Source organism: Enterobacter sp. BNK-34 (genome assembly GCF_048684445.1).
GTDB lineage: Bacteria > Pseudomonadota > Gammaproteobacteria > Enterobacterales > Enterobacteriaceae > Enterobacter > Enterobacter pseudoroggenkampii.
This window is the reverse complement of sequence record NZ_JBLQUA010000001.1, coordinates 2,595,781-2,622,687: the sequence shown is the minus strand read 5'-3', so window position 1 is coordinate 2,622,687 and position 26,907 is coordinate 2,595,781. Positions and strand designations below refer to the sequence as shown.

General features: G+C 58.0%; 25 protein-coding genes. 9 read left to right on the top strand and 16 right to left on the bottom strand.

Translation table 11 applies throughout. From position 1 onward, the window contains the following. The first annotated feature begins 17 nt into the window (after positions 1 to 17). Entirely contained in the window at positions 18 to 926 is a 909-nt protein-coding gene (gene yvcK / locus ACMGG5_RS12810; RefSeq protein ID WP_048992088.1) for a uridine diphosphate-N-acetylglucosamine-binding protein YvcK, read from the top strand. Between the two features lie 73 nt (positions 927 to 999). On the opposite strand, the gene uvrB is transcribed toward yvcK, so the two are convergent. After that, positions 1,000 to 3,015, bottom strand: a complete 2,016-nt coding sequence (gene uvrB / locus ACMGG5_RS12805) for an excinuclease ABC subunit UvrB (RefSeq protein ID WP_248163629.1) — start codon at positions 3,013 to 3,015, stop codon at positions 1,000 to 1,002. 752 nt (positions 3,016 to 3,767) lie between these two features. Here uvrB and ACMGG5_RS12800 point away from each other — a divergent pair. Continuing rightward, positions 3,768 to 4,490, top strand: coding sequence for an ABC transporter ATP-binding protein (locus ACMGG5_RS12800; protein WP_208763637.1), 723 nt, complete (start codon positions 3,768 to 3,770; stop codon positions 4,488 to 4,490). On the opposite strand, the gene bioD is transcribed toward ACMGG5_RS12800, so the two are convergent. The 4 genes from bioD to bioB are packed head-to-tail and all read right to left on the bottom strand — an operon-like array spanning position 4,453 to position 8,080. Further along, complete coding sequence (bioD, locus tag ACMGG5_RS12795; RefSeq protein WP_420277939.1) at positions 4,453 to 5,154, bottom strand: dethiobiotin synthase; 702 nt, start codon at positions 5,152 to 5,154, stop codon at positions 4,453 to 4,455. The genes ACMGG5_RS12800 and bioD overlap by 38 nt on opposite strands. Continuing rightward, positions 5,147 to 5,902 (bottom strand): malonyl-ACP O-methyltransferase BioC, encoded by a 756-nt coding sequence (gene bioC, locus ACMGG5_RS12790; RefSeq protein ID WP_208763635.1) that lies wholly within the window; start codon positions 5,900 to 5,902, stop codon positions 5,147 to 5,149. The genes bioD and bioC overlap by 8 nt, the downstream gene beginning before the upstream one ends. Continuing rightward, positions 5,886 to 7,043: an 8-amino-7-oxononanoate synthase gene (bioF, locus tag ACMGG5_RS12785; protein ID WP_420277938.1), complete on the bottom strand. Its 1,158-nt coding sequence runs from the start codon at positions 7,041 to 7,043 to the stop codon at positions 5,886 to 5,888. The genes bioC and bioF overlap by 17 nt, the downstream gene beginning before the upstream one ends. After that, complete coding sequence (bioB, locus tag ACMGG5_RS12780; RefSeq protein WP_033144975.1) at positions 7,040 to 8,080, bottom strand: biotin synthase BioB; 1,041 nt, start codon at positions 8,078 to 8,080, stop codon at positions 7,040 to 7,042. Before bioB ends, bioF begins: the two co-directional genes overlap by 4 nt. An 86-nt stretch (positions 8,081 to 8,166) precedes the next feature. Here bioB and bioA point away from each other — a divergent pair, with 86 nt between their 5' ends. Both bioA and ACMGG5_RS12770 read left to right on the top strand, forming a co-directional pair. After that, positions 8,167 to 9,456, top strand: coding sequence for an adenosylmethionine--8-amino-7-oxononanoate transaminase (gene bioA / locus ACMGG5_RS12775; RefSeq protein WP_416202943.1), 1,290 nt, complete (start codon positions 8,167 to 8,169; stop codon positions 9,454 to 9,456). A gap of 48 nt (positions 9,457 to 9,504) precedes the next feature. After that, the gene (locus tag ACMGG5_RS12770) at positions 9,505 to 9,981 is read left to right on the top strand and encodes a kinase inhibitor (protein WP_061715728.1); all 477 of its coding nucleotides are present in this window, start codon (positions 9,505 to 9,507) and stop codon (positions 9,979 to 9,981) included. Positions 9,982 to 10,084: 103 nt separating this feature from the next. On the opposite strand, the gene hutH is transcribed toward ACMGG5_RS12770, so the two are convergent. From hutH to hutI, 5 genes are all read right to left on the bottom strand, one after another. Next, the gene (gene hutH / locus ACMGG5_RS12765; protein WP_061715729.1) at positions 10,085 to 11,605 is read right to left on the bottom strand and encodes a histidine ammonia-lyase; all 1,521 of its coding nucleotides are present in this window, start codon (positions 11,603 to 11,605) and stop codon (positions 10,085 to 10,087) included. Continuing rightward, positions 11,602 to 13,290: a urocanate hydratase gene (gene hutU, locus ACMGG5_RS12760; protein WP_370883984.1), complete on the bottom strand. Its 1,689-nt coding sequence runs from the start codon at positions 13,288 to 13,290 to the stop codon at positions 11,602 to 11,604. The genes hutH and hutU overlap by 4 nt, the downstream gene beginning before the upstream one ends. Before the next feature lie 126 nt (positions 13,291 to 13,416). Next, positions 13,417 to 14,151 (bottom strand): histidine utilization repressor, encoded by a 735-nt coding sequence (locus ACMGG5_RS12755; protein WP_024908773.1) that lies wholly within the window; start codon positions 14,149 to 14,151, stop codon positions 13,417 to 13,419. Positions 14,152 to 14,170: 19 nt separating this feature from the next. Then, complete coding sequence (gene hutG, locus ACMGG5_RS12750) at positions 14,171 to 15,109, bottom strand: formimidoylglutamase (protein ID WP_420277937.1); 939 nt, start codon at positions 15,107 to 15,109, stop codon at positions 14,171 to 14,173. After that, complete coding sequence (gene hutI / locus ACMGG5_RS12745) at positions 15,106 to 16,329, bottom strand: imidazolonepropionase (protein WP_024908775.1); 1,224 nt, start codon at positions 16,327 to 16,329, stop codon at positions 15,106 to 15,108. The genes hutG and hutI overlap by 4 nt, the downstream gene beginning before the upstream one ends. A 224-nt stretch (positions 16,330 to 16,553) precedes the next feature. On the opposite strand from hutI, the gene ACMGG5_RS12740 reads away from it, so the two are divergent. Then, a complete protein-coding gene (locus ACMGG5_RS12740) occupies positions 16,554 to 17,837 on the top strand; it encodes a putative acyl-CoA thioester hydrolase (protein ID WP_420277936.1) in 1,284 nt (427 codons plus the stop codon). A gap of 55 nt (positions 17,838 to 17,892) precedes the next feature. Here the strand turns inward: ACMGG5_RS12740 and tisB are convergent, their stop codons facing one another. Further along, positions 17,893 to 17,982 carry a type I toxin-antitoxin system toxin TisB gene (gene tisB, locus ACMGG5_RS12735; protein WP_420277935.1) on the bottom strand — a complete coding sequence of 30 codons (90 nt, stop codon included), beginning with the start codon at positions 17,980 to 17,982 and terminating at the stop codon, positions 17,893 to 17,895. Between the two features lie 444 nt (positions 17,983 to 18,426). Further along, complete coding sequence (pgl, locus tag ACMGG5_RS12730; RefSeq protein WP_048992106.1) at positions 18,427 to 19,422, bottom strand: 6-phosphogluconolactonase; 996 nt, start codon at positions 19,420 to 19,422, stop codon at positions 18,427 to 18,429. 140 nt (positions 19,423 to 19,562) lie between these two features. Here pgl and ACMGG5_RS12725 point away from each other — a divergent pair, with 140 nt between their 5' ends. Then, positions 19,563 to 20,381 (top strand): pyridoxal phosphatase, encoded by an 819-nt coding sequence (locus ACMGG5_RS12725; RefSeq protein WP_256067637.1) that lies wholly within the window; start codon positions 19,563 to 19,565, stop codon positions 20,379 to 20,381. Here the strand turns inward: ACMGG5_RS12725 and modC are convergent, their stop codons facing one another. The 4 genes from modC to ACMGG5_RS12705 form a co-directional block, all read right to left on the bottom strand. Beyond that, entirely contained in the window at positions 20,382 to 21,440 is a 1,059-nt protein-coding gene (modC, locus tag ACMGG5_RS12720; RefSeq protein WP_407859597.1) for a molybdenum ABC transporter ATP-binding protein ModC, read from the bottom strand. Positions 21,441 to 21,442: 2 nt separating this feature from the next. Next, positions 21,443 to 22,132, bottom strand: a complete 690-nt coding sequence (gene modB / locus ACMGG5_RS12715) for a molybdate ABC transporter permease subunit (RefSeq protein WP_032649484.1) — start codon at positions 22,130 to 22,132, stop codon at positions 21,443 to 21,445. Further along, the gene (modA, locus tag ACMGG5_RS12710; RefSeq protein ID WP_370883986.1) at positions 22,132 to 22,905 is read right to left on the bottom strand and encodes a molybdate ABC transporter substrate-binding protein; all 774 of its coding nucleotides are present in this window, start codon (positions 22,903 to 22,905) and stop codon (positions 22,132 to 22,134) included. Before modA ends, modB begins: the two co-directional genes overlap by 1 nt. A gap of 178 nt (positions 22,906 to 23,083) precedes the next feature. Next, positions 23,084 to 23,233, bottom strand: coding sequence for an AcrZ family multidrug efflux pump-associated protein (locus ACMGG5_RS12705; RefSeq protein WP_008501118.1), 150 nt, complete (start codon positions 23,231 to 23,233; stop codon positions 23,084 to 23,086). A 127-nt stretch (positions 23,234 to 23,360) separates the two neighbouring features. Here ACMGG5_RS12705 and modE point away from each other — a divergent pair, with 127 nt between their 5' ends. The 3 genes from modE to galE all read left to right on the top strand — a co-directional run bounded on the left by modE (position 23,361) and on the right by galE (position 26,907). Continuing rightward, a complete protein-coding gene (gene modE / locus ACMGG5_RS12700; protein WP_420277934.1) occupies positions 23,361 to 24,149 on the top strand; it encodes a molybdenum-dependent transcriptional regulator in 789 nt (262 codons plus the stop codon). A 67-nt stretch (positions 24,150 to 24,216) separates the two neighbouring features. Beyond that, positions 24,217 to 25,689 (top strand): molybdate ABC transporter ATP-binding protein ModF, encoded by a 1,473-nt coding sequence (modF, locus tag ACMGG5_RS12695; RefSeq protein WP_420277933.1) that lies wholly within the window; start codon positions 24,217 to 24,219, stop codon positions 25,687 to 25,689. Between the two features lie 201 nt (positions 25,690 to 25,890). Continuing rightward, positions 25,891 to 26,907, top strand: a complete 1,017-nt coding sequence (galE, locus tag ACMGG5_RS12690) for a UDP-glucose 4-epimerase GalE (RefSeq protein ID WP_048992115.1) — start codon at positions 25,891 to 25,893, stop codon at positions 26,905 to 26,907.

The window sequence follows — 26,907 nt, the reverse complement described above, 5'->3', positions numbered from 1 at the left end:
CGTAATAAGGAATACGTATGCGCAATCGCACTTTTGCGGATCTTGACCGAGTGGTCGCTCTTGGCGGAGGACACGGCTTAGGCCGGGTTATGTCCTCTTTGTCGTCACTGGGCTCAAGGCTGACAGGGATAGTGACCACCACCGATAACGGCGGCTCAACCGGGCGCATTCGTCGTGCCGAAGGCGGCATTGCCTGGGGAGATATGCGCAACTGCCTGAACCAGTTAATTACCGAGCCGAGCGTCGCGTCGGCGATGTTTGAGTACCGTTTTGGCGGTAATGGCGAACTTTCCGGACATAACCTCGGAAATCTGATGTTAAAGGCGCTGGATCACCTGAGCGTAAGGCCTCTCGAAGCCATCAATCTGATCCGTAATCTGCTCAAAGTGGACGCATTCCTGATCCCCATGTCTGAACAACCGGTTGACTTGATGGCTATCGACGCCGAAGGGCATGAAGTTTACGGCGAGGTGAATATTGACCAGCTCCTCCTGCCGCCAACGGAGTTGATGACCTATCCTAGCGTGCCCGCCACGCGTGAAGCGGTAGAGGCAATCGGGGAAGCGGATCTTATCCTGATCGGTCCAGGTAGTTTTTATACCAGCCTGATGCCCATTCTGCTGGTGAAAGAACTGGCGCAGGCGCTGCGCCGCACCCCGGCGCCGATGGTTTACATCGGTAATCTGGGACGTGAACTGAGCCCGGCGGCGGCGAGCCTGTCGCTGGCGGACAAGCTTGAATTAATGGAGCATTACGTCGGCAAGAAAATCATTGACGGCGTCGTCGTGGGACCAAAAGTGGATGTGTCAGGGATTGGCGATCGTCTGGTGGTGCAGGAGCCGCTGGAGGCCTCAGACATCAAGTATCGCCATGACCGTCACCTGCTGCGCGAGGCGCTGGAGAAGGCGATTCAGGCGCTGGGTTAGGTTCGTTTTGTGCGGCCTGATGCCCTCACCCCGGCCCTCTCCCACGGGGAGAGGGAGAAACACGCTGCTTTACCTATGATGCCGCGATAAACAACTCCCGCAGCTGATGAAGCTGGTCGCGGATCTGCGCCGCCTCTTCGAACTCCAGGTTCTGCGCGTGCTGCATCATCTGCCCTTCCAGCTCGTGGATTTTCTGCTGCAGCGCTTTCGGCGTCAGCACGACGGTATCTTCTTCCACCACTGAACGCGCCTTGCCGCGGCCTTTCGCTTTGGTTTTGGCAATGTTCTGACCCAGCGCCAGAATATCCACCACCTTCTTGTTCAGACCCTGCGGCGTAATACCGTGTTCTTCGTTGTAGCGCTGCTGTTTCTCGCGGCGGCGCTCCGTTTCACCAATCGCTTTCGCCATCGACGGGGTAATTTTGTCACCGTACAGAATCGCTTTACCGTTGACGTTACGCGCCGCACGACCGATGGTCTGGATCAGGGAACGCTCGGAACGCAGGAAGCCCTCTTTGTCCGCATCCAGAATCGCCACCAGCGAGACCTCCGGCATATCGAGACCTTCTCGCAGCAGGTTAATCCCTACCAGCACGTCAAACTCGCCCAGACGCAGGTCGCGGATAATCTCCATGCGCTCCACGGTATCGATATCCGAGTGTAGATAACGCACCTTCTCGCCGTGCTCTTCGAGATACTCGGTCAGGTCTTCCGCCATACGCTTGGTGAGCGTGGTCACCAGCACGCGCTCGTTGATGGCGGAACGCGCGCGAATTTCCGAAAGCAGGTCGTCCACCTGGGTGGCCACCGGGCGCACCTCGATAACCGGATCCAACAGCCCGGTCGGACGCACCACCTGGTCAACCACCTCATCGCCCGATTTTTCCAGCTCGTAGTTGCCCGGCGTGGCCGAGACGTAGATGGTTTGCGGCGCCAGCGCCTCAAACTCTTCAAATTTCATCGGACGGTTATCCAGCGCCGACGGCAGGCGGAATCCGTACTCCACCAGCGTCTCTTTACGCGCCCGGTCGCCGCGGTACATCCCGCCGATCTGCGGGATCGTAACGTGGGATTCATCGATCACCAGCAAACCGTCTGCCGGAAGGTAGTCAAACAGCGTCGGCGGCGGCTCGCCCGGCCCGCGCCCGGAGAGGAAGCGGGAGTAGTTTTCAATGCCGGAGCAGTAGCCCAGCTCGTTCATCATCTCAAGGTCAAACTGGGTGCGCTGGCTCAGGCGCTGCTCTTCCAGCAGCTTATTGTTCGCCAGCAGCACCTTACGGCGCTCGGCCAGCTCCACTTTGATCTCTTCCATCGCCTGCACAATACGCTCGCGCGGCGTCACATAGTGCGTTTTCGGGTAGATGGTGAAGCGCTGGATCACCGATTCAACGTGTCCGGTCAGCGGGTCAAAGAGCGACAGGCGTTCAACCTCTTCGTCAAACAGCTCGACGCGCAGTGCCATATCGTCCGATTCCGCCGGGAAGATGTCGATCACCTCACCGCGTACGCGGAAGGTGCCGCGCTGGAACGCCTGATCGTTACGGGCATACTGCAGCTCAGCCAGACGACGGACGATGGCGCGCTGGTCGATGATCATCCCCTGCGTCAGGTGCAGCATCATCTTGAGATAGAGATCCGGATCGCCGAGACCGTAGATCGCGGAAACCGATGCGACAACGACCACATCGCGACGCTCCAGAAGCGCCTTAGTGGCCGACAGACGCATCTGCTCGATGTGTTCGTTCACCGAGGCATCTTTCTCAATGAAGGTGTCAGAGCTCGGTACATAAGCTTCAGGCTGGTAGTAATCGTAGTAGGAGACGAAATACTCCACGGCGTTTTCCGGGAAGAACTCTTTCATCTCGCCGTAAAGCTGTGCGGCCAGGGTTTTATTGGGTGCCAGCACCATCGTGGGGCGCTGGAGATCCGCAATCACGTTGGCGATGGTGAACGTTTTACCCGAGCCGGTTACCCCCAGCAGCGTCTGGTGCGCCAGCCCATCTTCCAGCCCTTCTTCCAGACGACGGATCGCCTCAGGCTGATCGCCAGATGGACGGAAAGCAGAATTCAATTTGAACGGTTTACTCATGGGCGACAACCTGATGACGTTATAAGCGGCAGGTGAGTAATTTTACTCCTTGTTGCCAGGAATGCCAGTAAAAAACACTGGATGAAAAACCAGTAGCATGTCAGGATATTTAGAGTAGCGCCTGAATGATTAGCGCGATAGCGACCAAAATTTGGACTGTGACAATATAAAACACCAGTCAGGTCAGGTTATCCCCAGAACTTTTTCTTTTTTAACATTTGTCAAGCCAGGTAATGATAGTTTTGTGGCAACGGGTGACACTTTCATGACGGGAATTGCTTTTATCTAAGCAATTAAATAATAAACGATATTTTCTAAAGCCGCGTTTCGCGTCAATTTGGGCGTAAGCCGCGTCTTCTCTCGCTTATCGCGTGTTTTCTAACTCTAATGCACATGGTTATCCACAGGAATAGTGGATAACTGCTTCCAGCCCATGCAGACTGGCGCTCGGCAAATTCCCGGATTTTCCCACGAGACGGCGGTAAAAAATTTTTATAGCTATTTTTTGCTGATTAACAGTTGCGTCATTCATAACCAACCGATGCGATCTTGCTCACATTTTCAGCATTTCGGGTTCTGCACCACAACTCAACACCGCCAGCACCGTCGATGTGCAATCCCTTTTTTTCTCAGCCCCTCTCCGGTGACTTATTCCTAAAAAAGCCGGTTTTTTAAACGCTTTTCGGTTTCTGGCAGGGGTTTTGCAGATTCAAACCCGAGCCTCACCTACACACATTTTTAAGGAGAGAAAGATGTTGAGTCTGCGTGCTGTGAATCAGTTTTACGGAAGCCAACATACGCTATGGAACGTGAATTTGGATTTTCCGCAAGGGATGTGTACAGGCGTCGTTGGCCTGCCGGGAATGGGAAAAACCACCCTGATGAATTGCATCGCCGGGAGAGTGCCCGTCGAAAGCGGTAGCATCATCTGGCATGAGGCAGGCGCGCCGCCGCGCGATTTGCTTAACCTGCCGCCAGAACAGCGTTCAGGAACGGAGATAGGCTATGTCCCGCAGGACAGGCGGATCTTCTCCCAGCTAACGATCGAGGAAAACCTGCATATCGCCATGCGGGCGATGGGGAAACCCAACCCGGAAGCGAAAAATGACGTTTACGACCTGTTTCCGGCGCTCTACGCATTGCGACAGACCCGCGCCAACACGCTCTCTCCGGACGACCAGTACCAGCTGGCGCTGGCTAATGCGCTGGTGAACCGTCCTCACCTGCTGATCCTCGATGAGCCCCTGCACGGCGCAGGACACAGCTTCGCCCAGAAGCTGGGGCAGCTGCTGGTGCGCTTAAACCGGGAGTTAGGTATGACGGTGCTGTTAGCGGAGCAGCAGCTGTCGTTTATCCGCCGGGTTGCGGACCGTTTCTGTATGCTCTATCGCGGGCGTAACGTGGCGCAGGGCCACGTTAACGAACTGGATGACGAGCTTATCGCGCACTGGATGTCGCGGGAAGCAAGACGCTGAGATCGAGATAACGCCCGATTTCGGCATTTTCCGCGCCGTCAGCAAGCCAGGGAATTTCCCCGAGGCACGGGGCGGGAAGGACGCGCCTGAGCGTCGCCAGATACTCCTGGTGTCGTTTCCCCGGCGCAACCACGTCGTTGGCTATCCAGCCCGCCAGACGCAGCCCGGCCTGCCGTATGGCCTGCGCGGTCAGCATGGCGTGATTGATACAGCCCAGCTTAACGCCGACGACCAGAATGACCGGAAGCTGCTCGGCCTGCACCCAGTCAGCAAACGTCTGCGTGTCCGAAAGCGGCGTAAACCAGCCGCCAGCCCCTTCCACCAGCACCCAGTCGGCCTGGCTTTCCAGCGCCCGTAACCCGGCTGAAAGCACGGCGAAATTAATCGGACGACCTTCGTCAGCGCTGATGATGTGCGGCGAGGTCGGCTCGGCAAAGGTGTACGGATTGACCGCTGAATAGGCGAGTTCACGCGTGCTGTTACGCTGGAGCGCCAGCGCGTCGGTGTTGCGTAACCCTTCCGCCGTCATCTCGCTGCCGGAAGCAACAGGCTTATATCCGGCGGTGTTTTTCCCAAGCTTCCGTGCCGCCTGCAGCAGCGCCGCGCTGGCCACCGTTTTGCCCACTTCCGTATCCGTTCCGGTGACAAAATAACGTTCAGTCACGTTCGATAATCCCATGAAAAAGTTGATAAGAGAGCGGGAAATAACCCCGCTGCTGAGGCCAGGCCAGCTCCAGCCGCTGCAGCTGTCCGCGGGTGAGTGGTTTTTTCTCCCGTCCGGCATGCAGGTGCGTGGCGCCGATGCCCTTCAGCGAGCGCATCGCGCTGAACGCATCGCTAAAATTGAGGGTGATGGTCTGCACCGTGCTACGGTAGCGCCAGCCTGTCAGCGCCTGCGTCACCTGCTCATGCGATAAAAAACGGTTAGCGTGCGGCTGCTCATCCACCGCTTTCCACGCCTGATTCAGCTCCGGCAGCGAACTCTCCAGCAAGGTGGTAAAGGCCACCTTCCCGCCCGGTCGCGCCACGCGATAAAGCTCACGCAAGGCCTGCGGCAGGCTGCTGCACCACTGGACCGCCAGATGGCTCCAGACCAGATCGAACTGCGCATCCGCCAGCGGGATCGCCTCGATATCGGCCAGCAGATAGCGATCCGCTGCCTGCCTTTGACGCGCCTCGTCGAGCATCTGCTCTGAGAGGTCGATAGCCGTGACCTGGCTTCCCGCCCCGCGCCAGTAGCGGCTGTTGCTGCCCGGACCACAGCCGGCGTCCAGCACCTGGGGAAAACGGCTCTCGCCAAGCGCGGTCAGAAGCCCCTGCGCGCTCAGACGCTGCAGCTCATCGTGCTGCGAATAGCTCTGCGCGGCGCGACCAAATGCCGCCGCGATGGCCTGCTTATTCACCGGCAACATGGAGCGCCTCCAGCAACGTCTCAATATCCTGTGCTTCATGCGCCGCCGTCAGGGTTAAACGCAGCCGCGCGGTACCTGGCGGGACCGTTGGCGGGCGGATAGCGGTCACCCACATGCCGCGCTGGCGCAGCGCCTGTGCCAGCGCCAGCGCGCGGGCATTTTCACCGACAATCACCGGCTGGATAGCGCTCTGCGAATCGGGACTGCGGAAGGGCAGCGCCTCAAGTCCCTGACGGAAGCGAGCGATATGCTCTGCCAGACGCTGGCGACGTTCATCCCCTTCTGCGCTGCGGATCACCGCCAGCGATGCAGACAGCGCCACGGCCTGCGCCGGGGGCATGCTGGTGCTATAGATTAGGTGTCGGGCAAACTGCAGCAGATAGTCGGCGACGGATTCGCTGCACAGCACGGCGGCGCCGCTGACGCCAAAACCTTTGCCGAAGGTGACAATCAGCAGTTCCGGCTTCACGTTTTGCTGATACGCGCTCCCGCGCCCTTCGTCGCCCATTACGCCAATGCCGTGGGCATCGTCCACCAGCAGCCAGGCGTTTTGCCGTTTGGCGGTATCGTGCAGCGCGGCAAGCGGCGCGCTGTCGCCGTCCATGCTGAATACCCCTTCCGTGACCGCCAGCTGTTGTCCGTCGCAGGGTTTATCCAGCAGCGCAGCAAGCTGTCCCGCATCGTTATGAGCAAAGCGGCGCAGCTGCGCCGGGCTTAAATGTGCCGCCTCCAGCAGGGAGGCGTGACTTAAGCGGTCGGCGACAATGCGGTCCTCTTTTTCCATCAGGGCCGTAATCACCGCCTGGTTGGCGGCAAAACCGGAGATAAACAGCAGCGCGCGCGGGTAGCCGAGCCAGTCAGCCAGTTCCTCTTCCAGCGCATGATGCGCTGTGGTGTATCCGCTGACGTGTCCCGAGCCGCCGCTGCCCACGCCAAACCGCTCAGCGCCCTGCTGCCAGGCGCGGATAATGGCCAGATGCTGGCTCAGCCCGAGATAGTCGTTGCTGGAGAAATTACAAAACTGCCGCCCGTCGCGGGTAAGAAAACGGCCCGCGCCGTTTTCCACCACCCTGCGAACGCGAAATGCCTCTGCCGCCCGACGGTCGTCAAGCGCAGAGTTGATACGTGCCTGCCAGGTCATACGGCTGCCGCGTTGTAGAACTGGTCGGTGTCGGCGTTGAAAATCTGCTGCTCCAGCTGCTGCTGTTGCTCGTTATCGCCCGTCAGCACCTCGGTCTGATGCGGGTTAAGCCCCAGCTTGCGGAACAGCTGAACGTCTTTGTCCTCTTCCGGGTTCGGCGTGGTCAGCAGCTTGCAGCCGTAGAAGATAGAGTTGGCTCCGGCCATAAAGCACATGGCCTGGGTCTGCTCGTTCATCTGCTCGCGACCGGCAGAGAGGCGCACGAAAGAGGTCGGCATCATGATGCGCGCCACCGCGATGGTGCGAATAAAATCAAACGCATCCACGTCGTCGTTGTCCGCCAGCGGCGTGCCCTTGACCTTCACCAGCATGTTGATCGGCACGCTTTCCGGCGGGGTCGGCAGGTTAGCCAGCTGCAGCAGCAGGCCCGCGCGGTCTTTCACCGTTTCTCCAAGGCCCACGATACCGCCGGAGCACACTTTGATTCCGGCATCACGCACTTTATCCAGCGTATCCAGACGCTCCTGGTAGGTACGCGTGGTGATGATGTTGCCGTAAAATTCCGGCGAGGTGTCGAGGTTGTGGTTGTAGTAGTCCAGCCCCGCCGCCGAGAGGCGCTGCGCCTGCTCCTCGTTGAGCGTGCCGAGCGTCATACAGGCTTCGAGACCCATCTCCTTCACGCCTTTTACCATCTGCTCCAGGTAAGGCATGTCGCGATCGTGCGGGTTCTTCCACGCCGCGCCCATGCAGAAGCGGGTCGAGCCGGCGTTTTTCGCCTTGCGCGCCGAGTCGAGTACCTGCTCAACTTCCATCAGCCGTTCGGATTCCAGGCCGGTTTTGTAGCGCGCGCTCTGCGGGCAATATTTGCAGTCTTCAGGGCAGGCGCCGGTTTTGATCGACAGCAGCGTGCTGACCTGAACATGGCGAGGATCAAAGTGCTGACGATGCACCTGTTGGGCTTCGAACATCAGCTCAAGGAAAGGTTTATTGAATAATTCAGTGACTTGCGACATCGTCCAGCGTGCGTGGTGAGCCATGGGGCTTCTCCAAAGGGTTTTGTTAATTTTCGGTTCGGTTTATACTCGTAAACCTAAAACTTTTCAAAATGGTTTACAAGTCGATTATGACCCAGGACGATCTCGCCTTCGACAAGCAGCATATCTGGCACCCTTACACCTCCACGACCCGCCCCCTTCCCGTTTATCCGGTGGCCTCCGCCCACGGCTGCGAGCTGCATCTCGCCAGCGGCGAACAGCTCGTTGACGGGATGTCCTCCTGGTGGGCGGCCATTCACGGGTACAACCACCCGCGCCTGAATGCGGCGATGAAGGCGCAGATTGACCAGATGTCGCACGTGATGTTCGGCGGGATCACCCATCAGCCCGCGGTGGATTTATGCCGTCGCCTGGTGGCGATGACGCCTGAATCGCTGGAGTGCGTGTTCCTGGCGGATTCCGGCTCCGTGGCGGTGGAAGTGGCGATGAAAATGGCGCTGCAGTACTGGCACGCCAAAGGCGAAACGCGCCAGCGGTTCCTCACCTTCCGCAACGGCTATCACGGGGATACCTTCGGGGCGATGTCGGTATGCGATCCGGACAACTCCATGCATAGCCTGTGGAAGGGCTATCTGCCGGAAAACCTGTTTGCCCCGGCCCCCCAGAGCCGCTTCGACGGCGAGTGGAACGAAATGGACATGGTCGGTTTCGCGCGGCTGATGGCGGCGCATCGTCACGAGATTGCTGCCGTCATTCTTGAACCGATCGTGCAGGGCGCGGGCGGGATGCGGATGTACCACCCGGAATGGCTGAAGCGTATTCGCAGGATGTGCGACCGCGAGGGCATTCTGCTGATTGCCGATGAGATCGCCACCGGCTTTGGCCGCACCGGCAAGCTGTTTGCCTGCGAACATGCGGGTATCGCCCCGGATATTCTGTGCCTCGGCAAAGCGCTGACCGGCGGCACCATGACACTTTCCGCCACGCTCACGACCCGCCAGGTCGCCGACACCATCAGCGACGGCGAAGCAGGCTGCTTTATGCACGGTCCGACGTTTATGGGTAATCCTCTCGCCTGCGCCGTCGCAAGCGAAAGCCTCGCCATTCTGGAGAGCGGCGAGTGGCAGACGCAGGTTGCGGCGATTGAAGTGCAGCTGAAAGCGGAGCTGAGCGCCGCCTCAGGGGCGAATTTCGTCGCGGACGTGCGGGTGCTGGGCGCCATCGGGGTGATTGAAACCACCCATCCGGTGAATATGGCGGCGCTACAGCGCTTCTTCGTGGACCAGGGCGTGTGGGTACGGCCTTTCGGCAAGCTTATCTACCTGATGCCGCCGTACAGCATTACGTCGGAGCAGCTGCGTAAATTAACCGACGCGGTTGTAACAGCCGTTAACATTCCCGCGCATTTCACGATTTAACCCTATGCATTACACTTGCTGAACGAGCGATCAACGAGGGTAAACCGTATGAAAATCATCAGCAAAGATCTGCGCGACGGCGAAAAACTGCCGGAGCGTCACGTTTTCAACGGCATGGGGTATCAGGGAGACAATATCTCCCCACACCTGGCGTGGGATGAGGTTCCGGCAGGCACCAAAAGCTTTGTCGTGACCTGCTACGACCCGGATGCGCCTACTGGCTCCGGCTGGTGGCACTGGATTGTGGCGAACCTGCCTGCCGACACGCGCGTCCTGCCGCAGGGTTCCGGTTCAGACCTGGTTGCCCTGCCTGAAGGTGCCATTCAGACGCGCACTGACTTCGGTAAAGCGGGCTACGGCGGCGCGGCGCCGCCAAAAGGGGAAACCCACCGCTATATCTTCACGGTGCACGCGCTGGATGTGGAGAGGATTGAGGTCGATGAAGGGGCGAGCGGCGCAATGGTCGGGTTTAACGTGCATTTCCATACGCTGGGCAGCGCGTCGATTACGGCGATGTATTCGTAATAGTGCGGGCTAATGCCCTCACCCCGGCCCTCTCCCACAGGGAGAGGGAGAAAACCTGGCAATTCCCTCTCCCTGTGGGAGAGGGTTAGGGTGAGGGGAAAAATCACAGCACCGAAGGTAACAGCCCCACCAGCCGCCCCTCTTCCAGAAGCTGCATCGCCTTATCAATATCCGGCGCAAAGAAGCGGTCGTCATCGTAATGCGATACATGCTCGCGCAGCGCATGACGCGCCTGCTCCAGCAGCGGGCTGGATTTTAGCCCTTCACGCAGATCGATACCCTGACTTGCCGCCAGCCATTCCACCGCCAGCACGCCGCGGGTGTTGGAGGCCATTTCCCAGAGACGACGCCCGGCAGCCGGTGCCATCGAAACGTGATCTTCCTGGTTTGCAGACGTTGGCAGGCTGTCCACGCTGTGCGGGTGCGACAGGGCTTTGTTCTCGCTTGCCAGCGCTGCGGCCGTCACCTGAGCAATCATAAAGCCCGAGTTGACCCCGCCGTTACGCACCAGGAACGGTGGCAGCTGGGACATATGTTTATCCATCATCAGCGCGATACGGCGCTCGGACAACGCGCCGACTTCGGCAATCGCCAGGGCGATATTATCCGCCGCCATCGCTACCGGCTCGGCGTGGAAGTTACCACCGGAGACCACCTCGTTTTCCTGAGCGAACACCAGCGGGTTATCGGACACCGCGTTGGCCTCCACCAGCAGCACCTCCGCCGCCTGACGCAGCTGCGTCAGGCACGCGCCCATCACCTGCGGCTGGCAACGCAGGGAATACGGATCCTGAACCTTCTCGCAGTTATGGTGTGAATCGGCAATTTCGCTGGTGTCAGTAAGCACGTGACGGTACATCGCGGCGGCATCAATCTGCCCGCGCTGACCGCGCACCTCGTGGATGCGGGCATCGAACGGGCGACGCGAGCCCAGTACGGCTTCGGTGGTCAGCGCGCCGCACACCACCGCCGAGGCAAACAGATCTTCCGCTTCAAACAGGCCGCGCAGCGCGAAGGCGGTCGATGCCTGCGTGCCGTTCAGCAGCGCCAGCCCCTCTTTCGCCGCCAGCGTAATGGGTGTTAAGCCGGCTTTTTTCAGCGCCTCTTTCGCAGGCAGCCACTCGCCCTGCCAGCGCGCTTTGCCTTCGCCCAGCAGCAGCAGCGACATGTGCGCCAGCGGGGCAAGATCGCCGGATGCCCCAACAGAGCCTTTTGCCGGGATCCACGGATAGACTTCCGCATTGACCAGCGCCATCAGCGCCTGAATCACGCTCAGGCGAATGCCGGAAAAGCCGCGCGCCAGGCTGTTGATTTTGAGCACCATCATCAGACGGACAATCTCATCGTCAAGCGGCTGGCCGACGCCCGCCGCGTGCGACAGCACCAGAGAACGCTGTAAGTTTTCCAGATCGTGCGTCGCGATGCGGGTCTGCGCCAGCAGCCCAAAGCCGGTGTTAATCCCGTAAGCCGTGCGCCCTTCGGCCACAATAGCTTCCACACAGGCAACGCTGTCATTAATGGCCGCGTGCGCGCTTTCATCAAGCGAAAGGGTGACCGGTTTACGCCAGACGTTACGCAGCTGTTTGAGCGTCAGCGAGCCGGGAGTGAGTGTTAATGCGTTCATTCATGCTTTCCTTGTGTGGCAGGGATCATCGGCAGGTTAAGGCCCTGCTCTTTGGCACAGTCAATGGCAATCTCATAACCCGCATCCGCGTGACGCATCACGCCGGTTGCCGGGTCGTTGTGGAGCACGCGAGCGATACGCGCGGCGGCTTCATCGGTTCCGTCGCAGACGATGACCATCCCGGAATGCTGGGAGAAGCCCATCCCCACGCCGCCGCCGTGGTGCAGCGACACCCAGGTCGCGCCGCTGGCGGTATTCAGCAGGGCGTTCAGCAGCGGCCAGTCGGAGACCGCATCCGAGCCGTCGCGCATGGCTTCCGTTTCGCGGTTCGGGCTGGCGACGGAGCCGGAGTCCAGGTGGTCGCGGCCAATGACGATCGGCGCGGAAACTTCACCGCTGCGCACCATTTCGTTGAAGGCCAGACCGAGTTTTTGCCGCCACTCCAGCCCTACCCAGCAGATACGCGCCGGCAGGCCCTGGAAGTTAATGCGCTCGCGGGCCATATCCAGCCAGCGGTGCAGGTGTTCGTCATCGGCGACGATCTCCTTCACTTTGGCGTCGGTTTTGTAGATATCCTCCGGGTCACCGGACAGGGCAACCCAGCGGAACGGACCGATGCCGCGGCAGAACAGCGGGCGGATATAGGCCGGAACGAAGCCCGGGAAGTCGAAGGCGTTATTCACGCCCATCTCTTTCGCCATCTGGCGAATGTTATTGCCGTAATCAAAGGTCGGAATGCCCATCTGGCTGAAGGCCAGCATGGCGGAGACGTGTTCCGCCATGGAGCGTTTCGCGGCAAGCACCGTGCCTTCCGGATCGGTTTCCGCTTTTTGCTGATAGTCTTCCCACGTCCAGCCTTTTGGCAGGTAACCGTGCAGCGGGTCATGGGCGCTGGTCTGGTCGGTGACCAGATCCGGACGCACGCCGCGGGCGACGAGTTCAGGAAGAATGTCCGCCGCGTTGCCGCACAGGGCAATCGACACCGCTTTGCCTTCAGACGTGTATTTTTTGATGCGCGCCAGCGCATCGTCCAGATCGGTTGCCTGTTCGTCGACGTAACGGGTACGCAGACGGAAATCAATGCGGCTCTGCTGGCACTCAATGTTCAGCGAGCACGCGCCGGCAAGCGTGGCGGCCAGCGGCTGCGCGCCGCCCATCCCACCGAGACCCGCGGTCAGTACCCAGCGGCCTTTCAGCGAACCGTTATAGTGCTGGCGACCGGCTTCCACGAAGGTTTCGTAGGTGCCCTGCACAATCCCCTGACTGCCGATGTAGATCCAGCTACCCGCGGTCATCTGGCCATACATCGCCAACCCTTTCGCGTCCAGTTCGTTGAAGTGTTCCCAGGTGGCCCAGTGCGGCACGAGGTTAGAGTTGGCGATCAGCACGCGCGGCGCGTTTTTGTGCGTTTTGAACACGCCCACCGGCTTGCCGGACTGCACCAGCAGGGTTTCGTCATGTTCGAGTTCGGTCAGGGATTTTACAATTGCGTCATAGCATTCCCAGTTGCGCGCGGCGCGGCCTATGCCGCCGTAGACCACCAGCTCGTGGGGGTTCTCCGCCACCTCAGGATCAAGGTTGTTCATCAACATGCGCAGCGGGGCTTCGGTGAGCCAGCTTTTGGCGGTGAGAGTGGTGCCGCGCGCGGCGCGGACATCCTGCTGACGGTATTTACCTGACGACATTGTGTGCTCCTCATACGGGACAGTGATGCATTTAGATATACTTGTATAGACAAGCACACACAAGGTCAGTTTTAACAAAAAAGATACAATTTTGTTATATTGCGTTAGCTATCACGCTTTTAAAACTTATGACATAAAGTGGCCCTGCAGCCGGTAACGGTTCCCCGGGAAAAGCAGTCGGGCATGCGACACAATGTGCGACGAGGACCAGGTCCGACGGCGAATCAGCAGGCACGGATCGTGCTCTTTAATGCGCAGCCGCTCGCACTCCTGCGGCGTGGCGCGCACGGCCTCCACAATGTGCTCCCCTTCCGTCAACGGTGCGACGAGCGAGAGATAGGCGTGCGGGGTGGTCTGGGTGTAATCCTGGTTCAGATAGTCCGGTATCCGTTCAGCGTTCACGCAGCGATCTTCAATCTGCACCGGAATGTCGTTCTCAAAATGCACCATAACCGAGTGGAAGATCCGGCTGCCTTCTTTGACATTCAGCTCTACCGCCTGCTCGGCGCTGGCCTGGGTCTCTTCGAGCACCAGTACCTCACAGCGGTGCTGGTGATTACGCGAGGTTATCTCATCGGCAATACTGCGGATTTCAAACAGAGCGGATTGCCCTTTCGGTTCCGCCACAAATGTCCCCACGCCCTGCAGGCGCACCAGAAGCCCTTCATCGGTCAGTTCGCGCAGCGCCCGATTGACGGTCATCCGGCTAAAACCGAACTGCGCCACCAGCTCGGCCTCCGAGGGAATGCGATCGTGCGGCCGCCAGACGCCGGTGGCGATTTTTTCGCTGATCGCCTGCTTCACCTTTTCGTAGAAAGGCGCGGGAGGGCTCGACTGCGGCAGAGGTGAGCGTGAAAACATCGTAACTCCTTGAATAGTTTTATGCCCACCAGTGAGCAATTTGCCAGGCCAGACGGGCGGCAAGCTTTGCGCCCTGTCCGTCCCGATCGTACAGCGGGTTAAACTCTACCAGATCGGCGGCCTGTAGCTTACCGCTACGGCAGATTTGTTCGATAACCGGCAGAAGATCCAGTGCCGGTATGCCTAACGCAGCCGGAGCGGAAACGGCAGGCATTTCGCTGGCGGGCAGGACGTCCAGATCGATCGTCAGATAGATACGGTCAGCCTGCGCCAGCACTTTTTCCAGCGAAGATAGCGCATCGCGCCTGAAATGGAGATCTTCCACCAGCGTGACGTTCAGGCGGTCAGCCTCATCCCACAGCGCCTGCGTGTTCGCCGCCCGGCTCACGCCAAAGCAGGCGTACTGAAATGCCCGCCCGCGCTCATCGCAGTAATGCGCCAGCTGACGAAACGGGGTGCCGGACGTGGCATGGTCGGCCTTGCGCAGGTCAAGATGCGCATCAAGATTGATCACCACCACGCGCTCGTTGGGGAACGCGTCAAGAACGCCGCGACCGTGCGCCCAGGCGGTTTCGTGCCCGCCGCCAAAAACCAGCGTACGCATCCCGGACTGCTGACAGGCCGTAACGGCATCGCTTAACGCCTGCTGTGCCGCTTCCAGCTCGTCGCCTTCAACGTAAACCGAGCCCATATCCGCCAGCCGATCGTGTCCCTGATGGCTTGCCATATTCGCCAGCGCCTTTCGCAGCATATCAGGCGCCTGCACGGCGCCGGGCCTGCCCTGATTGCGTTTTACCCCTGCATCACATTCAAAGCCTATCAGCGCAATGCCGGATGAAAGCGGCGTGAACTGCCCCTGCTGCCGTATCGTCTGGAAAATGCGCGTCGCATTGCTGGCCTCGGCGCTGTCGTCGCGCCCCTGCCAGACCGTTTCGGCTACGGGCCGCCATAACCTCATACTGCCTCCCCACGGAAAATACGTTGATACAGCGGATTGCGTCCCGGCTCGTAGACCATCTCAACCGGATGGTGAGCATCCCAGACGATAAAATCGGCGACAAACCCGGCCCGCAGCTGTCCGTGGGTTGCACCACGCCCCAGCGCCTGCGCCGCGTGTCGCGTCACGCCAGCCCAGGCCTCTTCCGGCGTCAGGCCGAACTGGACGCAGGCCATGTTCATCGCCAGGTGCAGGCTGGCAAACGGGCTGGTGCCGGGGTTGTAGTCGGTGGCGACCGCCATCGGCACACCCTGTTTTCTGAGCTGTTCAACCGGCGGACGCTGGCGCTCCTGCAGAAAATAGAACGCCCCCGGCAACAGGACCGCAACCGTGCCGCTTTCCGCCATCGCCTGAACGCCTGCGTCGTCAAGATATTCGATATGATCGGCGGAGCGTCCCTTATACCGGCTGACCAGCGCCGCACCGCCCTGATTCGACAGCTGTTCGACATGTCCTTTCACCGGGATGCCGAGCGCGGTTGCAGCCTGAAAGAGGCGCTCGGTTTGCGACGGGGTAAAGCCGACGTTTTCGCAGAACACGTCTACTGCTTCATATAACTCTTTTTGCCACAGCGTGGGCAATATCTGCTCACAGACCAGCGTGAGATACGCATCTGGATCCTGTCGGTATTCCGGCGGAACCGCATGGGCCGCCAGCAGCGTAGGGCTGATATCGATCGGATTATTGAGGCTCAGCTGGCGGGCAACCTGCAGCATCTTCTCTTCGGCCTCGGGGTTTAGACCGTATCCCGACTTGATTTCAACCGTAGTGACGCCTTCATTCATCAGTCGCTGAAGCCGCTGCTGCGCCAGCTTAAGCAGGGTTTCGGGTGAGCTGCTGCGCGTCGCCGTCACGGTCGCGTTAATCCCGCCCCCCTGGGCGCTGATGGTTTGATAAGAGACGCCGTTCAGACGCTGCTCCCACTCCGCCGCGCGATCGCCGCCAAACACCAGGTGGGTATGGCAGTCAATCAGGCCAGGCGTGACCAGACGCCCCTGGAGATCGACACAGTGAGGGTGTCCGGCAGGAATGTCAGATTCAGGGATCACGGCCAGAAGGGTGTGGCCGCGCACGACCAGGGCATGTTGCTCTTTCAGTCCATAGGGCGCAGAGACGTCCGGCACCATCGTAGCCAGTCGCGCATTTCGCCATATTACATCGTCGGGATGAATCTGCTGCATGGGCATTCCACTTGTCATAGGTTGTATAGACATTTATTTTCATCTGTTGCCTGCTGTCAACCGACTTTGTGGAAAATGTTATTTATTTGTGATCACTTACCTGCGGCTCCGGGGCTAAAAATGCAACTTTTACCCTTTTTATCTTCCCGTTTCGCTCAACTTAGTATAAAAAAGCAGGCTATTTCGTCTATCCCGTAAAGACTTGCATACCCAGGAGCTTCACCTTGAACATTTCCAGGATTTCCCGTCTGGCGTTAGCACTCGCCTTTGGCGTGACCTTATCCGCATGCAGTTCAACTCCACCGGATCAGCGACCTTCTGAGCAGGTTGCGCCCGGTACCGCCTCCCGCCCGATTTTGTCCGCTGATGAAGCGAAGAACTTCGACCGTGCGCACTACTTCTCAGCGATGGATCCTAACGCTGCACCGTGGACACCGTCGTCTATTAACCTGCCTAAACAGCCTGACTTCGTGGTTGGTCCGGCGGGTGCGCAGGGCGTAACGCATACCTCTATTCAGGCTGCGGTTGATGCTGCCATCACTAAACACAGCGCGTCTCGCCAGTACATCGCGATCCTGCCAGGTGAATATGAAGGCACCGTGTATATTCCGGCCGCACCAGGCAGCATTACGCTTTACGGTCTGGGCGAAAAAGCGATCGACGTAAAAATTGGCCTGGCGATTGATTCCGAAATCGACAGCAACACCTGGCGTCACCTGGTGAACCCGGCCGGTAAATATATGCCGGGTAAACCGGCGTGGTACATGTTTGATAACTGCCAGAGCAAGCGTTCCGCCACCATTGGCGTGATGTGTTCAGCGGTGTTCTGGTCTCAGAATAACGGTCTGCAGCTGCAGAACCTGACCATCCAGAATACCCTGGGCGACAGCGTTGATGCCGGTAACCACCAGGCCGTTGCGCTGCGTAGCGATGGTGACCAGGTGCAGATTAACAACGTCAACATTCTGGGACGTCAGAACACCTTCTTCGTGACCAACAGCGGCGTGCAGAACGCCCTGCAGAATAACCGCCTGACCCGTACCCTGGTGACCAACAGCTACGTTGAAGGTGACGTGGATCTGGTGTCCGGTCGCGGCGCGGTGGTGTTTGATAACACCGATTTCCGCGTGGTGAACTCACGTACTCAGCAGGAAGGTTACGTGTTTGCTCCGGCAACCCAGTCTAACCTCTTCTACGGCTTCCTGGCCGTGAACAGCCGCTTTAATGCTGCCGGTGACGGCGTGGCGCAGCTGGGACGTTCCCTGGACGTGGACTCTGCCACTAACGGCCAGGTCGTGATCCGCGACAGCGTGATTAACGAAGGCTTCAACATGGCGAAGCCGTGGGCTGATGCAGCAATCTCCAAACGTCCGTTCTCCGGCAATACCGGTGCGATGGATGATAAAGGGAACGTGCAGCGCAACCTGAACGACGCTAACTTCAACCGCATGTGGGAATACAACAACCGCGGTTTGGGTAGCAAAGTGGTTGCTGAGCCGAAGCAGTAATAAGATGAGAGTAAAAGGGGGAGTTTAATCCCCCTTTTTACTGCGACTGAATGCGTCAGGCTCCAAGCTTAAGATACGCATCCAATAGTTGCATAATCGCAACCATGAGTTGCAGGAACAGAATTGCCCATTCCACACCGCTCATACGCCACTCCTTTGGTATAGAGCACTTCTCCCCTGATTTACCTTTCCGCTGCCTGTCACCAGAGGTGTGTTGGTTATGTTTTGATGTGCTCCGCAGTTTAGGCACTGTCGGCACCACCCGACAGCCAGGACTGAATACGGATCCTGAATTGCGGAACTGCAACACATCAAGCCAACGGACAGAATGATATCAAATCACTACTGTACATAAAAACAGATAAGGTCAGTTTAGGAATTTATAAAGAAAATGTCTCTAAACAACTGATTATTTTAAAAATAACAACCGATAATCATTCTGTGTTCTTTGTCCTTCGTTGACGATGAGTTTACTTCGCCTTGAGTCGACATTATGATAACCATGTTGGTTACGTTTTGATGTGCTCACCCGGCAACCACCGGGCATAAAAAAACCTCGCGTTCGCGAGGTTTTTTTGTTTTTAGCCGCTTAGTGAGCGTTTACCACGACCCACATTGGCCCCTGTCCGACGGCGTAACGTCCTTTCTCTTCCAGCAGACCCTGCTCGCCTTTAATTTCATACAGCGCGATGTGGTGGGATTTCTGCCCCGCCGCAATCAGGTATTTGCCGCTGTGATCGATATTAAAGCCGCGCGGCTGGGTTTCCGTTGGCTGGAAGCCTTCGACCGCCAGCACGCTGCCGTCTTCAGAAACGCTAAACACGGTAATCAGGCTGGAGGTACGGTCACAGGCGTACAGATGGCGGCCATCTGGCGTAATGTGGATATCCGCCGCCCAGCGGGTGTCGGAGAAGTCAGGCGGCATCATGTCCAGCGTCTGCACGCACTCAATCTGGCCGTTAGGATCTTTCAGCTCCCAGACGTCCACTGAGCTGTTCAGTTCATTAACCACGTAGGCGTATTGCTGGTTCGGATGGAAGACCATATGGCGCGGACCCGCGCCTTCAACGGTAGTCACTTCGGCTGGATTCTGCGCCACCAGGTGACCATCGTCGCTCAGGGTGAACAGGCAGATACGATCCTGCTTCAGCGCAGGCACCCACAGCGTGCGGTTATCCGGCGTGATATTCGCCGAGTGGCAGCCTTCCAGCCCTTCCACCACATCCACGGTTTCGACCGGAATACCATTTTCCAGACGCGTTACGCTGACGCAGCCCGCGTTATAAGAGCCGCTGAAGACAAAATTGCCTTTACGATCGGTAGAGATATGGGTTGGGCTGCCCGGCAGCGGGGCTTCGGCAGTGTACGTCAGCGCGCCATCGTCCGGAGAAATGCGATAGGCCAGCACGCGGAACTCCGGGCGCACACCCACGTACAAGAAACGTTTATCCGGGCTGATGACCATCGGTTGCACCTGGCCTGGCACATCAACAACCTGCACCAGCGTGAGTGTCCCTTCGGTATTTAAACGCCAGACGTGGATCTGCTGGCTTTCAGGACTGGCGGTATAAACGGTTTGTTTCATGAATATTCACTCCTCACTGCGCATGAAAGTAGTTAACTTTTGACGGTGAATGCTGAATTGTCGACAGGGGTTTTGAAGCATTCGCCTCTCGGTGTACCATCCCATCAAAACGTAAATTCAATATTAACCCGGGAAAACAGATGACCTCGCGTGTGATTGCTCTGGATTTAGACGGTACCTTACTGACGCCGCAAAAAACCCTTCTCCCCTCTTCTCTGGAAGCGCTTAAACGCGCGCAGGAAGCGGGATATCAACTCCTTATCGTAACGGGTCGACATCACGTTGCCATTCACCCTTTTTATCAGGCACTGGCGTTAGATACACCTGCAATTTGTTGTAATGGCACCTATTTGTATGATTATCAGGCAAAAAAGGTTTTAGCCTCCGACCCGCTGCCGGTTCCCCAGGCGCTGCAATTGATTGATCTGCTGGATGAGCATGCCGTTCACGGCCTGATGTACGTGGATAACGCGATGGTGTACGAGCGCCCAACCGGCCATGTGGTGCGCACCAGCAACTGGGCGTTGTCCCTGCCTGAAGCGCAGCGTCCGGTCTTTACTCAGGTATCTTCACTGCGTCAGGCGGCCCAGGACGTTGAGGCTATCTGGAAATTCGCCCTGACGGATGAAGACACGACCAAACTGAATACCTTTGCAAAACACGTGGAACAGACGCTGGGTCTGGAGTGCGAATGGTCCTGGCACGATCAGGTGGATATTGCCCGCAAAGGCAACAGCAAAGGCAAACGGCTGACGCAGTACGTGGAATCGCAGGGCGGGTCAATGCAGGACGTGATCGCCTTCGGTGACAACTACAACGACATCAGCATGCTGGAAGCCGCCGGTACCGGCGTGGCGATGGGCAATGCCGACGACGCGGTCAAAGCGCGTGCTAACGTGGTGATCGGCGACAACACCACCGACAGCATCGCGCAGTACATTTATACCCACCTGCTGTAATCAGGCGGTGATCGAGACGCTCTTGATTTGCGCGTAAAGCCACAGGCCGGGTTTGATCCCTAACTCATCCCTGGCCCACGGGCTGATGCGCGCCCAGAGCGTTCTGCTTCCCACTTCAAGCTTCACTTCCACCTGCCCGTTATCATCAAAACACTCCGCGACTTTGGCGCGCAGAATATTTCGAATACTGGTTTGCAGCGGCGGTTGCAGCACCAGCGAGACGTCCGACGCCTGAATGCGAATTCGCAGTACGGACTGTAACGGTTTATCAATCTTATTGACCCAAAGATGCTGGTCACCCAGCGCCAGGGCGGTCATCGCATAGTGCGGGTGGTGTTCCAGCACGCTCACTTTCAGGATGCTGCTCTGCTGCTCCCGGGGTAACCACGGGTGCATTACGCTGCTGCCCCACACCTCTTCCAGGTTGCCGAAGGCCTTGACGCGGCCCTCTTCCAGCACCAGCACCTTGTCGGCCAGGTGGAGGATCTCATCCAGCGAATGGCTGACGTAGAGCATCGGAATATTAATCTCGCGCGTCAGGCGCTGTAGATAAGGCAGAAGTTCGCGTTTACGCGGAATATCCAGCGAGGCCAGCGGTTCGTCGAGCAGCAGTAGTTCGGGTGCGGTCAGCAACGCGCGGCCAATCGCCACGCGCTGTTTTTCTCCGCCGGAAAGCGAGGAAGGCAGCCTGTCGAGCAGAGGTTCAATGCCTAACAGCGTCACCAGCTTATCAAACTGCCCGGCCATGCTTTTCGCCATGCCGTAACGCAGGTTGCCGCGCACGCTGTAGTGCGGGAATAGGCGCGCGTCCTGGAAAACATAGCCGATGCGGCGCTTATCCGGCGAGAGATAAACCTTATTTTCCACATCATTCAGGACGCGGTCATTCAGGACAATACGGCCTGACTGCGGGCGGGTCAGACCGCTGATGGCATTAATCAGCGACGTTTTTCCCGCCCCCGACACGCCAAAGATGGCGGTGATGCCGCTTGCCGGCAGCGTCTCGTTAAGCGTCAGGGTATGGTTTCCCAGCGTCTGGGTGAAATGGAGTTCCAGCATGCTTATTTCCCCATTCGCTCGCGGCTGAGGCGCGCCAGCCATTCAGACACCATTAGCGATGCCAGCGCCAGCACAATTGAAATAATACACAGCCGCGCCGCCGCGCCTTCACCGCCCGGCGTTTGAATCAGGGTATACATTGCCGAGGGGATGGTTCGCGTCTCGCCGGGGATGTTCGACACAAACGTGATCGTCGCGCCAAACTCGCCCAGCGAGCGGGCGAAGGCCAGCACCGTGCCAACAATAATGCCGGGTAACGTCAGGGGTAGCGTGATGGTGAAAAAGACGCGCCAGCGCCCTGCGCCCAGCGTGCGGGCCGCCTGTTCGAGCTTTATGTCCACGCCTTCCAGCGCGAGGCGTATCGCCCTCACCATCAGCGGGAATGACATCACCGCCGCCGCCAGTACCGCACCGCGCCAGCTAAACGCAAACGTCAGCCCAAACCAATCGTAAAGCTTCTCGCCGATAAAACCGCGTCGCCCCATCGAAATCAGCAGCAGGTAACCGACCACCACGGGCGGCAAAACGAGCGGAAGATGAAGCACGCTGTCGAGCAGCGTTTTGCCGGGAAACTGACAGCGAACCAGTAACCAGGCAAAGAAGATCCCAAAGGGCAAACTCAGCGCAACCGCCAGGGAAGAGACTTTAAGGCTCAGCAGAACAGCCTGCCATTCAGGATCGGTCAATATCATCAGTGAGTCGTAAATCCGTAACGTTTAAAGATTGCGGACGCTTCCGGCCCCTTCAGGTAATCGCGGAAGGCCGTCACGGTCGCATTTTTATGTCCATCAACAATCGCAACAGGATATTCCACTTTCTTGTGGGAGTCTTCCGGGAACGTTGCGACCACTTTTACACCTTTACTGGCAACGGCATCAGAGCCATACACAATGCCCAGCGGGGCTTCGTTGCGTTCCACCAGCGCCAGCGCGCCGCGGACATCTTCCGCCGGAGCCAGTTTCGGTGACAATGTCTCCCATGCGCCCAGCTTTTGCAGCGCTTCTTTGGCATAAATACCGGCCGGAACGTGCTCCGGATCGCCCACCGCCAGACGGCCACCGTTCAGCAGGCTCGTCCAGTTGGTCTCTTTGTTGATGGTAATGTCCGCCTGGGCGCTGGCTTTTGGCGCCACGACAACCAGGCTATTCCCCAGCAGCGTTTCGCGGGTTGCCGCATCAATCGCTTTCTTCTCCACCGCGTAATCCATCCACTTCTGATCGGCAGAGATGAACAGATCCGCCGGTGCGCCCGCTTCTATCTGGCGCGCCAGCGTCGAGGAAGAGGCAAAAGAGGAGACCACCTCGACGTTTTTCTCTTTTTTATACGTCGCCGCGATATCCTGCAGCGCGTTGGTCAGCGACGCCGCCGCAAAGACCGTGATTTTACCGTCGTCCGCCAGCGCGTGGCCGGTAATTGAAAGCGTCAGCGTTGCCCCTGCGAAAAGGCGTACCCAGGTACGTGCCATTTTTAACTCCTGTGAGTAGCGTTATATACATATTAATATAACGGTAACGTCAGGGAGATCCCAGCGTTAAATCGTACCGCTGAAGAGGTAAACCGGTGTGATACGTTAAATATTATCGGCGAAAACGGGAAAATCTTGAGAGCAAAACGCCCGGACAAGCCGGGCGTTTTGTGGGGAATCAATGCTGCTTTTTAGCCTGGTCTCTGTGACCAATGTTCGAAAAGACGTTGAACACTTCACCCAGGCCGTAGATGGCACCGAGGATGATGGCCATCACTACTGGTACCATGATCACGGCGAATACCAGACTTTTCAACAACTCTAACATGGTTTTCTCCAGATATTGTGAATAGCTTATTCTACCCTTTCAAGTGAGAAAAACATCCCCTTTTGTGCGGTACCCTTTGCGCCCTGCACCATTTGGGTCACAATACTCTTTTTGCCAGGACACTGTTATGCAGGCCGAAATTCTTCTCACACTCCGACTTCAGCAAAAGCTTTTCGCCGATCCGCGACGTATCGCCCTGCTTAAACAAATAGAACAAACAGGCTCGATTAGCCAGGGGGCGAAAAACGCGGGCATCAGCTATAAAAGCGCCTGGGACGCCATCAACGAGATGAACACCCTGAGCGAACAGCCGCTGGTAGACAGAGCCACGGGCGGCAAAGGCGGCGGCGGTGCAATCGTGACGCGTTACGGCCAGCGCCTTATTCAGCTTTACGATCTGCTGGCCCAGATCCAGCAAAAAGCGTTTGATGTGTTGAGCGACGACGACGACGTTCCGCTGGACAGTTTGCTGGCCGCCATTTCCCGCTTCTCGTTACAAACCAGCGCCCGCAACCAGTGGTTTGGCACGGTGACGGCGCGCGATAATCTCCAGGTACAGCAGCATATTGAAATCCTGCTTGCCGATGGGACTACCCGTCTGAAAGCCGCCATAACGGCGCAGAGTGCAGAGCGCCTTGAGCTGGACGAAGGGAAAGAGGTACTGGTGCTGCTGAAAGCACCGTGGGTCAATATCACGCGCGATCCCGACACCGCAAAGGCAGCAGATAATCAGCTGCAGGGCGCAATTAGCCATATCGAACGCGGCCAGGCGCAGTGCGAAGTGCTGATGACCCTGGCAGACGGGCAACGGCTTTGCGCGACCATACCGCTTAGCGAGGCGGACGGTTTAGAAGAAGGTACTGTCGTCACCGCCTGGTTCAACGCAGATCGGGTGATTATCGCCACATTGTGCTGAGCACATTGACAATCGCCCCGACAGTGCGTATCCCTGATATCTATTGCTGCAAAAACAGGGATAAATCATGTCATCATTGCATATTTCGCAAGGCACGTTTCGTCTTAGCGATACCCGAACGCTGACGATTGCTGATTTGACGATACGCGCGGGTGAAAGCTGGGCGTTTGTCGGCACTAACGGCAGCGGTAAATCTGCGCTGGCCCGCGCGCTGGCCGGCGAGCTCAACCTCCTCAAGGGCGAATACCAGAGCACCTTTACGCGCCTGACGCGCCTGTCGTTTGAACAACTGCAAAAGCTGGTCAGCGACGAGTGGCAGCGCAACAACACCGATTTACTCAGCCCTGGCGAAGACGATACCGGCCGTACAACGGCAGAAATTATTCAGGATGAGGTGAAAGACCCCGCCCGCTGTCAGCGCCTGGCAGAACGGTTCGGTATCACCGCCCTGCTGAACCGGCGCTTTAAATACCTTTCGACCGGCGAGACGCGGAAAACGCTGCTTTGTCAGGCGCTGATGAGCGAGCCTGACCTTCTTATTCTGGACGAACCGTTCGACGGTCTTGACGTGCAGTCCCGTGCGCAGCTTGCTGCTCTGCTGGAGTCGCTTAATCGGCAGGGATATACCCTGGTGCTGGTACTTAACCGCTTCGATGAAATTCCGGACTTTATCCAGCACGCGGGCGTACTGGCCGACTGTAACCTGACCGAGACCGGCGAAAAAACCGCACTGCTTAAGCAGGCGCTCATTGCCCAGCTCGCGCACAGCGAACAGCTCGACGGTATTACTCTTCCGGAACCTGACGCCCCTTCGGCCCGCCATGCGCTTGACCCCCATCAGCCGCGCATCGTGCTGCGGGATGGGATGGTCTCTTATGACGATCGCCCGATCCTTAACCGTCTAAGCTGGACGGTCAATCCAGGCGAGCACTGGCAGATTGTCGGCCCTAACGGCGCGGGAAAATCAACGCTGCTTAGCCTGATCACCGGCGATCACCCGCAGGGCTATAGCAACGATCTGACGCTGTTCGGTCGGCGTCGCGGCAGCGGCGAAACCATCTGGGATATTAAAAAACATATCGGCTATGTCAGCAGCAGTCTGCATCTGGATTACCGGGTCAGTACCACGGTACGCAACGTGATCCTCTCCGGCTATTTTGATTCCATCGGTATTTATCAGGCGGTGTCGGACAAACAGCACAAGCTGGCCCAGCAGTGGCTGGATATCCTGGGCATGGACAACCGCGTCGCTGACGCACCGTTTCATAGTCTGTCGTGGGGGCAGCAGCGTCTGGCCCTGATCGTTCGCGCGCTGGTAAAACACCCTACGCTGCTTATCCTCGACGAACCGCTGCAGGGACTTGATCCGCTGAACCGACAGCTTATCCGCCGCTTTGTGGACGTGCTGATTAGCGAAGGTGAAACGCAGCTGCTTTTCGTTTCACACCATGCCGAAGATGCCCCCTCCTGCATCACCCATCGGCTGGAGTTTGTTCCGGACGGTGAGCAGTATCGTTATCTGCAAAGCAAAATCGATTAACCCCCGGAGGGCACCGCCCTCCGTTTTTCAGATAACCTGCACTAAGACATTGCTATCCCGTTGATCTACAATGCCCCACAGCGGCTGATAATCGGACTTTAAAAACAGTGTAAACGATTCCACTATTTTATCCCATGTCACACTTTTCGCGTCTCTGTTATGCTATGGTTATTACATACCATAAGCCCAATGGAGCGAAATATGCGAGTTCTGGTAACAGGTGGTAGCGGTTACATAGGTAGTCATACCTGCGTGCAACTGCTGCAAAACGGTCACGACGTCATCATCCTCGACAACCTGTGCAACAGTAAGCGCAGCGTGCTGCCTGTGATTGAACGTCTTGGCGGTAAACAACCGACTTTTGTAGAAGGCGACATCCGCAACGAAGCGCTGATGACCGAGATCCTTCACGACCACGCCATCGAAGCGGTGATCCACTTCGCAGGTCTGAAAGCGGTCGGTGAATCCGTTGCGAAACCGCTCGAGTATTACGACAACAACGTCAACGGTACCCTGCGTCTCATCTCCGCCATGCGTGCGGCCAACGTCAAAAACTTCATCTTTAGCTCTTCGGCTACCGTCTACGGCGATCAGCCCAAAATCCCTTACGTTGAAAGCTTCCCAACCGGGACACCGCAAAGTCCGTACGGCAAAAGCAAACTGATGGTGGAGCAGATCCTGACCGACCTGCAAAAAGCGCAGCCGGAGTGGAGCATCGCGCTGCTGCGCTACTTCAACCCGGTCGGCGCCCATCCGTCCGGCGATATGGGTGAAGATCCGCAGGGCATCCCGAACAACCTGATGCCGTATATCGCGCAGGTTGCCGTGGGTCGCCGCGACTCGCTGGCGATTTTTGGCAATGACTACCCTACCCAAGACGGCACCGGCGTGCGTGACTACATCCACGTCATGGATCTGGCCGACGGCCACGTGGCGGCGATGCAGCAGCTGGCCAACAAGCCGGGCGTGCATATTTACAACCTCGGCGCCGGGGTCGGCAGCAGCGTGCTGGACGTGGTTAACGCCTTCAGCAAAGCCTGCGGTAAGCCGGTGAGCTACCACTTCGCACCGCGTCGTGATGGCGACCTGCCTGCTTACTGGGCCGATGCCACCAAAGCCGACAAAGAGCTTAACTGGCGTGTCACGCGCACGCTTGATGAAATGGCACAGGATACCTGGCACTGGCAGTCACGCCACCCGCAGGGCTATCCGGACTAA

Excerpts from the sequence above, each read along its gene's own strand:
- ACMGG5_RS12705 (WP_008501118.1), bottom strand. The coding sequence starts at position 23,233 with ATGTTAGAGTTGTTGAAAAGTCTGGTATTCGCCGTGATCATGGTACCA.
- pgl (WP_048992106.1), bottom strand. The coding sequence starts at position 19,422 with ATGAAACAAACCGTTTATACCGCCAGTCCTGAAAGCCAGCAGATCCAC.
- bioA (WP_416202943.1), top strand. The coding sequence starts at position 8,167 with ATGACCCAGGACGATCTCGCCTTCGACAAGCAGCATATCTGGCACCCT.
- modB (WP_032649484.1), bottom strand. The coding sequence starts at position 22,132 with ATGATATTGACCGATCCTGAATGGCAGGCTGTTCTGCTGAGCCTTAAA.
- uvrB (WP_248163629.1), bottom strand. The coding sequence starts at position 3,015 with ATGAGTAAACCGTTCAAATTGAATTCTGCTTTCCGTCCATCTGGCGAT.
- hutH (WP_061715729.1), bottom strand. The coding sequence starts at position 11,605 with ATGAACGCATTAACACTCACTCCCGGCTCGCTGACGCTCAAACAGCTG.
- modC (WP_407859597.1), bottom strand. The coding sequence starts at position 21,440 with ATGCTGGAACTCCATTTCACCCAGACGCTGGGAAACCATACCCTGACG.
- bioC (WP_208763635.1), bottom strand. The coding sequence starts at position 5,902 with ATGTTGCCGGTGAATAAGCAGGCCATCGCGGCGGCATTTGGTCGCGCC.
- ACMGG5_RS12755 (WP_024908773.1), bottom strand. The coding sequence starts at position 14,151 with ATGTTTTCACGCTCACCTCTGCCGCAGTCGAGCCCTCCCGCGCCTTTC.
- galE (WP_048992115.1), top strand. The coding sequence starts at position 25,891 with ATGCGAGTTCTGGTAACAGGTGGTAGCGGTTACATAGGTAGTCATACC.
- yvcK (WP_048992088.1), top strand. The coding sequence starts at position 18 with ATGCGCAATCGCACTTTTGCGGATCTTGACCGAGTGGTCGCTCTTGGC.
- modF (WP_420277933.1), top strand. The coding sequence starts at position 24,217 with ATGTCATCATTGCATATTTCGCAAGGCACGTTTCGTCTTAGCGATACC.
- tisB (WP_420277935.1), bottom strand. The coding sequence starts at position 17,982 with ATGAGCGGTGTGGAATGGGCAATTCTGTTCCTGCAACTCATGGTTGCG.
- modE (WP_420277934.1), top strand. The coding sequence starts at position 23,361 with ATGCAGGCCGAAATTCTTCTCACACTCCGACTTCAGCAAAAGCTTTTC.
- ACMGG5_RS12800 (WP_208763637.1), top strand. The coding sequence starts at position 3,768 with ATGTTGAGTCTGCGTGCTGTGAATCAGTTTTACGGAAGCCAACATACG.
- modA (WP_370883986.1), bottom strand. The coding sequence starts at position 22,905 with ATGGCACGTACCTGGGTACGCCTTTTCGCAGGGGCAACGCTGACGCTT.
- hutU (WP_370883984.1), bottom strand. The coding sequence starts at position 13,290 with ATGTCGTCAGGTAAATACCGTCAGCAGGATGTCCGCGCCGCGCGCGGC.
- bioB (WP_033144975.1), bottom strand. The coding sequence starts at position 8,080 with ATGGCTCACCACGCACGCTGGACGATGTCGCAAGTCACTGAATTATTC.
- ACMGG5_RS12725 (WP_256067637.1), top strand. The coding sequence starts at position 19,563 with ATGACCTCGCGTGTGATTGCTCTGGATTTAGACGGTACCTTACTGACG.
- ACMGG5_RS12770 (WP_061715728.1), top strand. The coding sequence starts at position 9,505 with ATGAAAATCATCAGCAAAGATCTGCGCGACGGCGAAAAACTGCCGGAG.
- hutI (WP_024908775.1), bottom strand. The coding sequence starts at position 16,329 with ATGCAGCAGATTCATCCCGACGATGTAATATGGCGAAATGCGCGACTG.
- bioF (WP_420277938.1), bottom strand. The coding sequence starts at position 7,043 with ATGACCTGGCAGGCACGTATCAACTCTGCGCTTGACGACCGTCGGGCG.
- hutG (WP_420277937.1), bottom strand. The coding sequence starts at position 15,109 with ATGAGGTTATGGCGGCCCGTAGCCGAAACGGTCTGGCAGGGGCGCGAC.